Origin of the sequence: Lacinutrix sp. 5H-3-7-4 (genome assembly GCF_000211855.2) — a bacterium.
In the GTDB taxonomy this organism is placed as follows: domain Bacteria; phylum Bacteroidota; class Bacteroidia; order Flavobacteriales; family Flavobacteriaceae; genus Lacinutrix.
Genome location: NC_015638.1, coordinates 2,543,554 through 2,557,275 on the forward strand (window position 1 = coordinate 2,543,554; position 13,722 = coordinate 2,557,275).

The 13,722-nt window shown below is 27.5% G+C and carries 11 protein-coding genes and 1 pseudogene; 7 read left to right on the plus strand and 5 right to left on the minus strand.

Annotated features, from left to right (window positions below; genetic code table 11):
* Positions 1-7 precede the first annotated feature (7 nt).
* From LACAL_RS11440 to LACAL_RS11455, 5 genes and pseudogenes are all read left to right on the plus strand, one after another.
* Positions 8-511 (plus strand): type VI secretion system transmembrane protein TssO, encoded by a 504-nt coding sequence (locus LACAL_RS11440; RefSeq protein ID WP_013870900.1) that lies wholly within the window; start codon positions 8-10, stop codon positions 509-511.
* A 111-nt stretch (positions 512-622) separates the two neighbouring features.
* Positions 623-1,468, plus strand: a pseudogene (locus LACAL_RS11445) (YifB family Mg chelatase-like AAA ATPase); the annotation flags it as partial.
* Between the two features lie 56 nt (positions 1,469-1,524).
* Entirely contained in the window at positions 1,525-3,282 is a 1,758-nt protein-coding gene (locus LACAL_RS11450) for a recombinase family protein (RefSeq protein WP_013870902.1), read from the plus strand.
* A gap of 91 nt (positions 3,283-3,373) precedes the next feature.
* The gene (locus LACAL_RS15410; protein WP_158306397.1) at positions 3,374-3,541 is read left to right on the plus strand and encodes a hypothetical protein; all 168 of its coding nucleotides are present in this window, start codon (positions 3,374-3,376) and stop codon (positions 3,539-3,541) included.
* A gap of 309 nt (positions 3,542-3,850) precedes the next feature.
* On the plus strand, positions 3,851-5,191 hold the full coding sequence (locus LACAL_RS11455) for a BT4734/BF3469 family protein (RefSeq protein WP_013870903.1): 1,341 nt from the start codon (positions 3,851-3,853) through the stop codon (positions 5,189-5,191).
* Here the strand turns inward: LACAL_RS11455 and LACAL_RS11460 are convergent.
* The 5 genes from LACAL_RS11460 to LACAL_RS15215 all read right to left on the minus strand — a co-directional run bounded on the left by LACAL_RS11460 (position 5,178) and on the right by LACAL_RS15215 (position 10,787).
* On the minus strand, positions 5,178-5,771 hold the full coding sequence (locus LACAL_RS11460) for a recombinase family protein (protein WP_013870904.1): 594 nt from the start codon (positions 5,769-5,771) through the stop codon (positions 5,178-5,180). The two genes, LACAL_RS11455 and LACAL_RS11460, sit on opposite strands and share 14 nt — an antisense overlap.
* A gap of 302 nt (positions 5,772-6,073) precedes the next feature.
* On the minus strand, positions 6,074-6,790 hold the full coding sequence (locus LACAL_RS11465) for an endonuclease/exonuclease/phosphatase family protein (protein WP_013870905.1): 717 nt from the start codon (positions 6,788-6,790) through the stop codon (positions 6,074-6,076).
* Positions 6,791-6,801: 11 nt separating this feature from the next.
* Positions 6,802-8,490 carry a DUF2075 domain-containing protein gene (locus tag LACAL_RS11470; RefSeq protein ID WP_013870906.1) on the minus strand — a complete coding sequence of 563 codons (1,689 nt, stop codon included), beginning with the start codon at positions 8,488-8,490 and terminating at the stop codon, positions 6,802-6,804.
* A gap of 2 nt (positions 8,491-8,492) precedes the next feature.
* Positions 8,493-8,822, minus strand: coding sequence for a nucleotide pyrophosphohydrolase (locus tag LACAL_RS11475; RefSeq protein WP_013870907.1), 330 nt, complete (start codon positions 8,820-8,822; stop codon positions 8,493-8,495).
* A gap of 3 nt (positions 8,823-8,825) precedes the next feature.
* On the minus strand, positions 8,826-10,787 hold the full coding sequence (locus tag LACAL_RS15215; RefSeq protein ID WP_013870908.1) for a tetratricopeptide repeat protein: 1,962 nt from the start codon (positions 10,785-10,787) through the stop codon (positions 8,826-8,828).
* Positions 10,788-10,993: 206 nt separating this feature from the next.
* On the opposite strand from LACAL_RS15215, the gene LACAL_RS11485 reads away from it, so the two are divergent.
* Positions 10,994-11,722 carry an SOS response-associated peptidase gene (locus LACAL_RS11485; RefSeq protein WP_013870909.1) on the plus strand — a complete coding sequence of 243 codons (729 nt, stop codon included), beginning with the start codon at positions 10,994-10,996 and terminating at the stop codon, positions 11,720-11,722.
* A gap of 516 nt (positions 11,723-12,238) precedes the next feature.
* Positions 12,239-13,708, plus strand: coding sequence for an ATP-binding protein (locus LACAL_RS11490; protein WP_013870910.1), 1,470 nt, complete (start codon positions 12,239-12,241; stop codon positions 13,706-13,708).
* The last annotated feature ends 14 nt before the right edge of the window (positions 13,709-13,722 follow it).

A 13,722-nucleotide genomic window follows, 5' to 3' on the forward strand; every position in this document is an offset into this window, starting at 1 on the left:
TATAAATATGAAACCAAAAAATAGTAAAGAAAGACGAAGTGCATTTTTTAAGTTTTTAGCACTTTTTGTAATAACTATGTTAGCCATACTATTTGCAGTATACTTTAATTTTAAAGTGCCAAACCAAGAAAACACCTTACTTAAAGCTCAGGTAAAATCTGTAGAAAAAGAAATGGAGTTTCAAAATAACTTTTCTAAAGAAATGAGTGAAATAAAACGCATGATAGACTCTTTAGATGTACCAGGACAAAATTTACCATATCAAAACTCAAAAATAAGTGAAAAATTAGTAGAGTTACAAAAAACAATACCAACAAAAGACTCTACGTTTAGGTACGATATGTATAGTAATATTGTAGCAACATATGTTAATTTACAACAATCTGAAGGCGAATTAATAGATTTAAACGATGCTAAAAGTACAATAGAAGAATATCAAACAGCATTAGAAAAATGTAGAAACGAATTAAAACAAGCCGAACGCGACTTATATATCGCCAGAGGAAGATAAATAATTATCTAAAAACAAAACAAAATAAAAGCCTTTCTGTAATTCAAATTACTTAAAGGTTTTTTTTATTGTCTATCTTTTCCTACATTTAGTTTTTAAACTAAATAATTCATGCTTAAAAAAGTATTTGGAAGCGCCGTTTTTGGTGTTGATGCCACAACCATTACTGTAGAAGTTAATGTAGACTCCGGCATTGGTTATCATCTGGTAGGCCTTCCAGATAATGCTATAAAAGAAAGTAATTATCGTATAGCTGCAGCATTACAAAATAATGGTTATAAAATTCCTGGAAAAAAAATAACTATAAATATGGCACCTGCAGATTTACGAAAAGAAGGTAGCGCGTACGATTTAACACTAGCTATAGGTATTTTAGCCGCATCAAAACAAATAAACGCACCAAATTTAGAACGCTACTTAATAATGGGAGAATTATCTCTCGATGGTAGTTTACAACCTATTCGAGGTGCACTACCAATAGCAGTTAAAGCTTTAGCCGAAGGTTTTAAAGGTTTTATATTACCATCTCAAAACGCTAAAGAAGCAGCAATTGTAGAAGGTCTAGAAGTCTATGGAATAGATAATATTAAACAAGTAATAAACTTTTTTGATAAAGATGAAGCAATCCCACAAACCATAATAAATACAAAAGAAGAATTTGAAAAAAGTTTAAACTACCCAGAGTTTGACTTTAGTGATGTTAAAGGTCAAGAATCTATAAAACGCTGTATGGAAATTGCTGCTGCAGGAGGACATAACATTATTTTAATAGGACCGCCAGGTGCAGGTAAAACTATGCTAGCAAAGCGATTACCAAGTATACTACCACCAATGACTTTAGACGAAGCATTAGAAACTACTAAAATACATTCTGTAGTAGGTCGCGTAAAAGCAGATACAGGTATTATGGCCCAACGTCCATTTAGAAGTCCTCATCATACCATATCTAATGTAGCTTAAATAGTTGCGGGGGTTACCGTAAATTTATATATTTGACTAACAAATTCCACTCAATGTTAGCAGTATATATAAGACTTTCAAAAGAAGATGATAGCTCTAATTCAATCAATAATCAATTGAGAGAGGCTAAGGAATACATCGAAACTAACTTAATTAAGAAGTATAAAATTTATAATGAAGGAGAGGGGTTTTCTGGTACTCTTAGAGTTAAAGAAAGACCTCAACTTAGTAAATTAATGAAAGACATTGATTCTGGTGTTGTTACGTCTGTATGGATGCGTAAACAAGACAGACTTGCAAGACTTGGTATGACTGTTTTACAATTCGCAGATTCCATAGTTAAAAATGATGTAAACCTTTATTTTGGAGATAAAGGAGAGGTTGATTTGACAGACCCAATTCAAATGTTTCATATAACTGTTATGGCTGGGGTTGATGCTTTGAAACCAGCTCAACAATCTAAAGCAACAAGAAAAGCAATTAAAGATAATTTTGCAGAGGGTTTATCACACGGTAAAAGTACTTATGGTTTTACTAAGGATGTTAACAGAAAGATTATAAAAGACGATGAAGAAAGTAAAATTATTGAGTTAATATATAGTTTATCTCTTGAAGGAAATGGAACTCAAAAAATCGCTAATATTTTAAATGAAAAAGGTATCAAAACGCAATACGCAAAAATTGCAGAAAGATTTGAAAAAGAAAATATTCCTTTAGAATTAAGCAGTATTAAGCCTACTTATAAAGTTATTAATAAATACACTGGTAAACATACGGAATTAAACAAAGCTAATAGTAAATGGAAAGCTGGTACTATATATTCTATTCTAGTAAATAAACAATATATGGGTGTTAGAACTAGGAAAGAAAAGAAAAAAAATGAAATGGTATTTATTGAATATAAAAACATTCCAGTAATTATACAACCTCACATTTGGGAAAAAGTTCAAGTAAACCTTAAAAAGAATCGTAGTAAGTCGGGAAAAAAAGAAACATATAATTATTTATTGAAAGGACTTATTATTTGTGGTAGGTGTGGTCGTAATTATTATGGTCGTCATAGACCACCAAAACAAGGTCAAGCATATAGTAAGGATAATTATTATATGTGTAGTTCTAAACGTAATAAAGAAACTAATTGCGGTAATAGGAGCATAGATATAACATTCATTCAGGATTTTATTTGGTTACGTTTTTTTAGATACAAGGAGCTTAACGAACTAATTAATAAACATTTTCAAGAAACTGACACAAAAGACGTTTTAAGCGGTTTAGAGCAACGTTTAAAGAAACTTAATAATAAGTTATCAAAGTATGATAGAGAGCGTCAAAACACTATCAAATTAAACGCTAAGGAGTGGATAACAATTGAACAAGCTGAACTAGATTTAAAACGTGTTAATAAAGAAGAAAATCAAACTAAAAGTGAGATTAGAAACGTAAAAGAGCAAATCGCTAATTATGGCAATTCAATAAGATTAAAGGAACAACAAAATGAACTAAATAACATTCAAGATAAGATTAGCTTTTTAGATAAGAAAGAACTGGTTAACAAGTACATTAAAGAAATTGTTATCAATCATATTGACGATAAGAAATATTATGAGATTGTTATTAAGTTCAATATTGATATTGTTTCAGAAAAATATATAGTTACAACGTTTAAAAAAGAAGTCTTTAGAGTGGTAGATGGATTCGGAATATTCACGCATAAAATGGACTTAGAAACTTTAGAAGGTAGACACTTTACAAATCTTGAAAAAACTACTGTTCCAAAACTCAATAAATTAATATCTAATAACAAGGCTTAATTAAAGTTCCCATTATGCAAAAAATAACAGAAAATTAGATAAGTTGTTTAAATAGTATCAGCAAAGCATACATAATGTAAATGATACTATTATGAGTAAGAATAAATACACAACGAAATTTAAAATCAACATATCTATACACTTATCTAAAGCAAAATGGGTGATGCTAAGTCTTTGTTTTATGTTAATGCTATTTAGATTTGATGAAGAGACTATAATTTCAATTTTAAAAGCTATAAAGGATATTTTACATAATTAATTAGTAAATACTTTAGTAGTTCCTAAACTTAATATTTTAACAAGACTTTTTCCGTATTGTTCAATATGAATTATTGAATAAGTTAATATCTAAAAATAGGTTTTTATAAAATTATTTAAATAAGAGTTTACTTTTTTGAATTATTACGTATACCTAATATAGAATAGTCCAACTATATCTTATTAGTAGTGAAAATTCATATAAAAGAATAAACTTTTAAAATTCCTCTTCCCTTTTTGGTTGCTCTTAAAGGGTTGGTGTAGAGGATAAAAGACACCTTAATAATTTAATTAAAGCACCAATGATATTATGATTAACAAATTTAAAAATGTAAAAAATCCAGTAGTAATAAATTCAATTGATATAAATGATATTTTAAATATTATAAAAATTGGAGATAGTAATTTAAGTATTATTAATTCAATTAGAACTTTAGGGAAATCAAATGTTTTATATGATGAACTTAAAACTACCAAATTACCAACATTCAGATTTAACTTTAGATTTGAAGGTAAAGCCACTAACAAAAATATTATAGAACCAACTGGATATATTTATCTAGATGTAGATAATTGTAATAATATTCAATTAGATAGTAATTATGTATTTGCTTTTTGGAAATCGATTAGTAATACTGGTTATAGTGTTTTAGTTAAAGTAAATAATTTAAATATTAATAATTTTAAAGAAACTTACATCGCAATTGGTAAAGAGTTGAATATTAACTTAGATGAAAATGCTGGTAAGCCTTCACAACAAACAGTATTAAGTTATGACAAAGATTTATATCATAATTCTGATTCTTTAGTATTTGATGCAATTGATAAAAAGGTATCAAACGCTATTATTAAGAAAAAAGGGAGAAGAGGAATAACTACGAATGATACTTTTTCAGAAAGTTCAAAGATTAGATTTGATAATATCAATGATTACTTTATCAATGATGAGGTTGGATATATTTATTTTAAAGAGGAAAAAGAAAATATTGCACAGCCTTTTATTCCTAAGCGTGTTGAAGCTGGTAAAAGAAATTCTACTATGTTTTATGTCTTAGGTCAATATGCATTACTTAATCCTACTGCTGGAGAAAGCTATCTAATTAGTTGGGCTAATACTATAAATAAAAATGTTATGTACCCTAGATTAAATGATAACGAACTTAGAGGGATTGTTAAAAGTGTTATTAAAAAACGATTAGAAAAAACATTAGAATTAAATTTAAATAAGCCCAGAAGAATATTATTTAATCCAAATAAGAAAATGGAACAGAAAGAGAAAATGAATATAACTAATAAACTTATTGGTAAAGCTAAAACAGAAGCTACAAAGCAAGAAATATATAATATTATTGAAGATTGGAATTTTCAATTTTTAGGTAAAATAACACAAAAGAAAGTATCAGTTGTTTCTAATAAAAGTATTGCTACTGTAAAGCGTTATTGGAGTGATTTTAAAGCCTATATAAGCGACTTAAATAGTAATGTTGTAAAAACAGTTCCAAGCGTCAAAACTATGTCTAATATCTACTGTATTTCTAAAAGTTGTGATGTTGAAAAGTTTGTTAGTTATGAAAATTTGTTCCCAGATTCAACTAAATATTTCTACAATAAAAATAAATTACCGTTATTGGATTTGTCTAGAGTTGCATAGCCTTTTTTACTTTCTGTACAGTACCAAGACTAACACCGCTTAATTTAGCAGTATTTCTTAATGATTGATTAGCTTTTAAATACTTTACAACTTGCTTATGTTTAGTAAGCAGTTGTTGAGCTGTTTCCTTACTTCCTTTTACACGTCCTTTATAAGTTCCGTTTGCTTTAGCAATTGCAATTCCTTCTTTTTGACGTTCTAAAAGTGTTTCTCTTTCCATTTCGCTAACGTTAGACATTACACTAATGATAAGCTTAAATACTTGGTTTGGCTTTCCGTTGGTTAGGCTTTCAATTCCTAAATTATCAACTTTTAGAGTTACATTATAACTATGAAATAATTCAATAGTTTGTAAAATGTCTATTGTGTTACGTCCTAATCTATCTATACTGGAAACACTTATGAAATTAATACTAGCATCTTTAACAGCTTCAATAAGTTTCCTTGCTTGTTCACGCTCAATAAAAGGAATAGAACCCGAAACAACGTCACTAAATAATAACTCGCTAGAAGTTGCTTTTGTAGTTTGTCTATCTAGATTTTGAGTTACTGTTGAGATTCTGTTATAACGTGCTTTCATAATGTACTATTTTAAAGTTAAGCAAATATACATTTTATTGAAATAGTGTACTAATTTTAGGGTGGTTATTTTTAACACACTTTAAAGCCAGTGTTTATGTTATAAATATAAATGTTGGTGTGTCACGTTTAAAGTATAGTTTAAAAATAGTACAATAAGATTTATTGGTATTATTTGTTCAACTTTCCGTGATTATTGTTTTCATATACTAAAATAGGGGTGTGGGGTGTATAAATTATGCGTGTTAGCTAATGTTCAGACCATATATAAGCTTTGGTTAGAATCCCTACCTATATAGTACCCTACCAATTTTGTTCGAAATCTGTAATAATTGGATTATGGTCACTTAATTTCAACCAATGACTGGAATTACCAACTTCAATTTTATTTAAAGTTTTTATAAATTCAGTACTACCGAATATGTAATCTATATGATAGGGTTTTGTTAGTTTTCTTTGAAGAAAAAAAGTAGGTTTTGATTCTTTGCCTTGCTCTTCATTAAAATACATATGATATAAGCTTTCAATTCCCAATTCACTTAATTCCTCAAGAACATCTGAATGATTCCACCACCTATCCCATTTATCCCATATCTTATTGCTATTAAAGTCACCAAGAATTATACATTTTTTGAGGTTTGATTTATTAATTTGAAGATATTTCCAAAATTGACCAATATACCCAAATGTTGGTGAGTTATTACTATGATTCCAAAGAGCCAATAAATCGAAATTATTATTTATTTTACAAGGAAGGAAATATTTTACTCTGTGGTCATTATAATTTTCAGACCAATCGAGTTTTTTTAAATCTATATTTGGTTTTGCAAATACACCAACACCTTTATTTTTATTGTCTCCAATCCATAAATAATTATCTGCCCATAATTTATATTCTTTATGATTAGATTTTAGAGGGTCTTCACATTCTTGAATTACATAAACCTCAGCATTCAAAGATGAAATTTCTTTGAATTTTTTTCTAAAAGCACCATTACAATTCCAAGTTATTATCCTCAATTTTTATGTGTTTAATGTGTTGGTATATATTTTTGAAAATACTCTCTTAAGTTGTCATCACAGATATATAAATAAGTCCCTTCAATACCTCTATACATTAGAGTTTTATAAATATTTATTATATATTCTTTCAATACTTCAATATCAGTAATGCCGACTTTCCCTTTTGCGTCAAAATAGTTGTCTTTATGTACTGTTATCTTGTTTAAGATTTTATTATATCGTATTTCGTTTCCTAAAATTACGCCTCCATAATTTAAGTCATATCCTTGAGTAGTATGAATACATCCGATTTCATTTAATTCTGTAGCGCTATTAATCCAGTCGTGAGGAACTCGATTCCAAGTTAAGCCAATACCATCAATCATAGCATCTGGAATATTATTTTTCTTAGATACCCACTTCCAACCATAACCAGCCATCATTCTACATAAACCATACTTTTTTTCTTTAATTTTTAATTCTTTTAACATCGTTGGTAGATGTGTAAAAATTTTCAAATTATAATTAGGGTCGTGAAATAATTCTTTTGATTCATCTAGTTTATTATGCAACAATTCATCAATGAATTTAATATAGTCTACACCTCCCTTTGCTCTTAATTGAGATGTTAATTTAATTTTTTGTGTGTTTTTTAATGATTTTAATTTAGAGAAATCACTACTCAAAATGTCACTTGGTCTTACTGATTGAGCTTGGTCATAAAAGAATAATTGATGTTTACTTCTAAGCATTATCCAATCTAACTCAGTTCCATCAATTCCAAGTCCTAAAGTTCTGTTATTGTTATCGTGACTACCAAAATTTGTTATTCCTTTTCGTCTTCTCAATCTATGAGCTTCATCTACAATTAATACATCATATTCTTTTTTCAAAACATCCGAAGCACCAATAACCATACTTGGTTTTAATCCTTTTACATTCTTAAAGACTTTTTTAAGTGTCTTTCTTAGAGAAGCCATTGGAATAACTAAACCAATAGATAACTCCTTTTTTTCTTGTATTCTTTGAACTAATTCTAATTCTTCAATAGAGTCATTTTCTAAGTCCTCATAGTCTTCTAAATCAAACTTAGTTAATAATAGTTTCATTAAGTAAACAGCTAATATAGTCTTTCCAGTACCAGCAGAACCATCAACAAAAACAGTACTAGTTTCATTTGAAAAAAGCACTTTTAAGTATTCCTTAATGGCTTTGTGTTGGTCACTTGTTAATGACTTATAAGGTGAATATTTAAATAAATCTGAATTATCAATTTCAAGAATATTCTTAGTGACTACTTTTTGTAATTTTAGATTTTCCCAGATGTTTTCGAATACATTAAAATACTTATCTTTTTGATAATAATTGTGTCCAGATATTCCAGCATTACCATTTAATAAAACAAAGGTTTCATCGGCTACCATATATTTAATTAAATTTGATTCAATGTCTAAAGCAGCTGACTTGTTAAAGTTTTTACTAGAGATTATATATAAATATTTGAGCTTCTTTTTATCTGGATGAGATAAATGATTTGTCATTCTACTTATTGCGTTAGTTGACTCTCCAACATATGCAATAGAAGTATTTAAATCGTATAAAATATAAACTATTGGATAAGAATTTTTGGTATAGAAATCTTCTTCAATTCTATTAATATATAATTTATCAAAAAGATATTTATTTACCGTAAAGTCTGTAGGTAGAAATCCATCCATATTTATAATTCATTATATTTTTTCGCAGTTCCTTTAGCTTTATTAACTGGATATTTTTTTGAGTTCTTGTCTATTTTTTTATTTATGATTTCGGAGATGTTTAAATTATGTTTTTCCGCTAATAATAATCCATAAGAGAAAACGTCTGCTAATTCTTCTTCTAGCTTTTCTTTATCACATTCTTCATTATCTTTCCATAAGAATAATTCTAATAGTTCGCTTGCCTCAATAGAAAGGGCTAAGGCTAAATCTTTTGAATTGTGAAACTGTTTCCAATCTCGTTGGTCTCTGAATTCTATTAGTTTTTCAATTGTTTTATTAAGCTTATCCATTTGCTATAATTTTATCATTGTTTGGGCTAACTTATATTCTTTATCAAATGGCATTTGCAAACTTTTTAGCATTTCTGGAATAGCTAAAGCCCAACTAGTATAATAATATGCTAAAGTTTTATAACCGCTAAAACTACTGTTTTTTATTGATGGTATTGAATATCCCTTTTTATTCGGGTCAATTCCACCCATTCCAACAGTTGCAAGTTCAAAAGCAACTTTTTTTATTTCTTCCTTAGAATAATTCTCAAAATAATTTAAAGCATCTATCATATACATTACAACAGCATTATTAATGTCATCATTAGAATGTTCTTCTAGAAATTGCTTCATTTTTCTGTCATTAGATGAAGTATTATCATCTAATCCGAAAGGGTCTTTATTTATCTCATCAATAACACTATCAATAGTTTTTTTCTTGTGTTCTAATTCGGGAATTAAATTGAAATAAGAATCAAATTTCACGTCCTCACCCCAATGTTGAATTAATTCATATTCCTCTCCTTCTTTTTTATCTGAGCGGTATTCTAAGTATTCATTATAAAATTTGTTTGCTTGTTTTAATTCAAAACTTGTCGATTTAAAATCATTAATTAAATCAATAGAAAAAAGCATTTTAAAGTGTAAAGCATTTACTAGATTGTAGATTTTAGATATTGAAATAATCCTTTTAGGAAAATTTTCAATTATATCTTTCCTCGTTGTTGCTTCAATTCCTTCTTTAACAAATCTTAACAATGATAAAAACTGTATAGGTTTTATTTCTGCAAATCTATTGTATATTCTATCTTCAATAAATAAATCAATGGGAGTATTAAAAACTTGGTTATTGATGCCATTAAAAAGGGAATCTATAAAGTTTTTAATGTTAGAATCTGGAATTCCTTTTTTTTCTAAACTTTTTGAAAACTTATTTAAAGAATGGTGAAATTTAGATTTATTGGAATCGTTAGTAGTAAATAAGAAATTCTCTTCAATACTTCTGGCTTCAAGAACAAGTTCAAGATGCTCAAGTTCGTGCAGTACTAAATGACTTATAGATTCAAAATTAGGTTTGTATTTTACTAAATGAAAATCTTTATTATATACTTCAGCAAATTCAATCTTTGCAGCTGTATTAATCGATTCATCGCTTATTATCTTAATTTTCTTCTCAGATTTATATGCTAATTCTGAAACAAATTTATTTATAATTTCATCTGCATTAAATTCCTCTGAATAGGCTTGAGCAGTTTCTATTGCCAATCTAAAAGCATTATTATATACGTCATCCTTTTTAGAGCAAAGGGATATTGTTTTAATAGCTAAATTAAACGCTTCTAAATATTCGGATGCTTTTTCTTTTATTAGTCCTAAAGCCAAATAAGTGTTAGGATAACTCGGATTAACTTCCTGTGCCTTAGTAAAATAATTTATTGCTTCTTCAGTTTTATCTATCTGCATAAGAACCGAACCAATATTATTAAGAGTAATATGATTTGTTGGAGTATATTCTAGGATTTGATTGTAATAAACTAAAGCGGTTTCAATATCTTTTTTATCCTTAACAAAAATATTACCCATCATTAATAAAGCCCATTCATTTTTTGGATTCCATTTAAGAGCGTCAATTAAAACATTTATAGCCTCTTCTTGCTCATCTAATTCTGAATATATTTGACCTAATAATCTATAATATTCAGATTCTGTAGGATATTCAGAAACTAATTTCTTAGCAAGAATTAAAGCATCCTCAAACTTTCCATTTTCGCAAAGACGTAATAATTGGTTATGTTTTTTTTCTTCAATTTCAACTTTGTTAAAGTCTAATTCAATTATTAAATATTCACCTTCATCTTTAATATGGGGAACTATCGCACCAATTTTATAAAACTGTTTGATTTTATTTATTAGTATTGATTTATCATTTTCTTCATTAGAAAATAGTGTGTTCGAAAAATTATTAAAAGGAATTATTATAGTCATTAAATTGTATTAATTTAGTAAAAATCAAAGTTAATTAAAATATACGTTTATATATATTAAATCTTATGTTTGATGACTATAAGAAAAATGATAATAGGTTATGGATGTTTAGAAATAGATATTTTAAACTCTTAGTTGTTGTATTATTAATATTTTTGATAATTACAATTATTCTAGAACAGTTTTTCGATATAAAAATATAACCAATGTGCTTTCATAAATCATTAACCAAGAAACAAGAAGAGTTTAAGGAACGTTTCGATGCCGCTATGAAAGAATTAGATGTCTACGAACCATATTTCCATCGTAGCGGTTTTGAAGATAATTATATATACATTATCAAAGCTAATGAACCATATGACATAGTGCCATCATATTGGGGGATAATGCCAGAAAATTATAATATTTATCAGCGAAAAGGGTTTCTTACGAAAACCAATACACTAAATGCAAGAAGTGAAAACCTGTTTACTTCTCCCTTATTTAAGGAACATATTAAAACGCAAAGATGTTTAATCTTAGCTGACGGTTTTTTTGAGCCACATACAAGAAATAAGATTTCTTATCCTCATTACATAAAATATAGAGATTCTAATTTATTTGCTTTTGCTGGTATTTATTCTGAATTAGATGATGGTTTATATACTGCTTCAATCATTACAACTATTGCCAATGATTTTATGAAAGGAATTCATAATAAACCTTCAAGACAAGGAGATTATCGAATGCCATTAATTTTAGATAAATCCAATGAGGATGATTGGTTAAATGGAAATCTATCTATTGATAGTATAAGAGAATTACTTTTTACTTTTACATCAAATGATTTGGTATCTTATCCAGTTACTAAGAATGTAATGAATTCTAATGTAAATAGTAATATAATTAAATCACTTGAACCAGTGCATTATGATGCACTTAATACTTTATTTTAGTTTAATGATGAAAAGCTAAATTTTAAATAAATATTCAATTGAACGTTTTTTAAGACCAGCACAACAAATAATTTTACAAACATTAGCTGGTAGTGTTAAGTTTATCAATAGTGGTGTATTAGGTGGTAAAAGAAGCATTTCAAAATCAATGATATGATATATTAGAAGAAAAAATGTTGTTAGCAAATCATAGTATGCCTTCAACAATTGCTTCTATAAGCGAAATAAATATAAAAGGTAAGGTTGTAAGAGCTTTTAATGAAGCTTCGGTGTTCTAAATACGATTATAAAATTTTAATTAAACCTTTAACTACAAGTGAGAATTTTATTTATAACTTAGATTTATATAAGAAGATTATAGAAAGAATGACAATTAGCTTTGGATGTTTCGTAGGAAATATTCAAAACTTATAATTTGGATTCTTTTAATAATATTAATTTTAACTATAATCTTAGATAAAGTTTTAGATATTAAGCTAAAACCTATTTAACAAAACTAATCAAAAGCTAACCATATTGAAAAAAGTAAATTTAATTTCGCTTGTACAATCTTACAAAAATCTTTCCAAACCTCTTTACGAAAAATATTGTTCATATTTTGGTGTAAAACCAAAATCTACAGAAATGGATGATTTGAGTGTTTTTGCACATAATTTATTTAATGTAGAGCCTAATATTGAAATCTTGAAAGATTATTATTTTGGTTTCAATATACCGCAAATAGGAAAGGAGTTTGACTTGTTAAGGTTTGGAGAAAACTATAATATTAATATCGAATTAAAGAGTAAGAATACTGGAATTAAAATCAATAATCAATTAAAAAGGAATATGTATTACTTAGGTTTTTTAGGAACTGAAACCCATTATTATACTTTTGTATCAAGCGAGGAAAAGCTTTATAAATTAGATGATAACGATATGTTGGTTGAAAGTGATTTGAGAGAATTAGTAAAACTTTTAGAAGGACAAGTTTTAAAACAAATACCCAATGTTGATAATTTATTTAATCCGTCAAACTACTTAGTATCTCCATTTAATTCAACAAAGAAGTTTATCAAAAACAAATACTTTCTCACGAACCAGCAAGAACAGATAGAAACTGAAATTATGAAAGCTTTAAGTAAAGGAAAAACAGCTTTCATATCAATTAATGGAAAAGCAGGAACTGGAAAAACTTTAGTTACTTATCATATTGCTAAAAAACTAATTAATAATAAAGAGAAAGTTTTGGTCGTCCATTGCGGTAACTTGAATAATGGGCATAAAGTTTTAAATGACAAATACGGTTGGGGTATTAAACCAGCCAAATTTTTAAGACATAATGAAATAAAGAATTATGATGTTATTATTGTAGATGAAACTCAGAGGATTTACCCATCGCAATTAGAAAAAATAATAAAATACACTAAAACTAACAATACTGTTTGTCTTTTTTCTTATGATAAATCTCAATGTCTACAGCAATGGGAAATAGATAACGATATTGAACAAAAAATAGAAGACCAAACATCTTCCAAAATATTCAACTTAACCAAGAAAATAAGGACTAATAAAGAGATAGCTGCATTCATAGTCTCTTTATTAGATAAAGATGTTAATTTTAAAAGTAAAACTTCTAATATCGAATTAAACTATTTTAGCAAAACAAAAGATGCAACCGTTTATATCAACCAATTAGGACAGGAGGGGTGGAAATTAGTAAACTACACACCTTCAAAGTATAAAATGCCTTACGATAGGTTTAAGATATTTGGAGAGGATAGTACTCACGACGTTGTTGGTCAAGAGTATGAAGCGGTTGTTGCAGTTATTGACTCTCATTTTTATTATGATGCTGATAATAATTTAGGTACTAAAGGATATTCTTCCTATTATCATCCAACAAAAATGTTATCACAAATAATGACACGAACAAGAAAGAAGTTAAGCATAGTTGTCATTGATAATGAGGAAGTTATGGATAGGTGTTTAGATATATTAAACTAAATCTAATAACTATT

What these genes read in the sequence shown, in the direction of transcription:
- LACAL_RS11450 (WP_013870902.1), top strand. Translation starts at nt 1,525, where the DNA reads ATGTTAGCAGTATATATAAGACTTTCAAAAGAAGATGATAGCTCTAAT.
- LACAL_RS11460 (WP_013870904.1), bottom strand. Translation starts at nt 5,771, where the DNA reads ATGAAAGCACGTTATAACAGAATCTCAACAGTAACTCAAAATCTAGAT.
- LACAL_RS11475 (WP_013870907.1), bottom strand. Translation starts at nt 8,822, where the DNA reads ATGGATAAGCTTAATAAAACAATTGAAAAACTAATAGAATTCAGAGAC.
- LACAL_RS11455 (WP_013870903.1), top strand. Translation starts at nt 3,851, where the DNA reads ATGATTAACAAATTTAAAAATGTAAAAAATCCAGTAGTAATAAATTCA.
- LACAL_RS15215 (WP_013870908.1), bottom strand. Translation starts at nt 10,787, where the DNA reads ATGACTATAATAATTCCTTTTAATAATTTTTCGAACACACTATTTTCT.
- LACAL_RS15410 (WP_158306397.1), top strand. Translation starts at nt 3,374, where the DNA reads ATGAGTAAGAATAAATACACAACGAAATTTAAAATCAACATATCTATA.
- LACAL_RS11485 (WP_013870909.1), top strand. Translation starts at nt 10,994, where the DNA reads ATGTGCTTTCATAAATCATTAACCAAGAAACAAGAAGAGTTTAAGGAA.
- LACAL_RS11440 (WP_013870900.1), top strand. Translation starts at nt 8, where the DNA reads ATGAAACCAAAAAATAGTAAAGAAAGACGAAGTGCATTTTTTAAGTTT.
- LACAL_RS11470 (WP_013870906.1), bottom strand. Translation starts at nt 8,490, where the DNA reads ATGGATGGATTTCTACCTACAGACTTTACGGTAAATAAATATCTTTTT.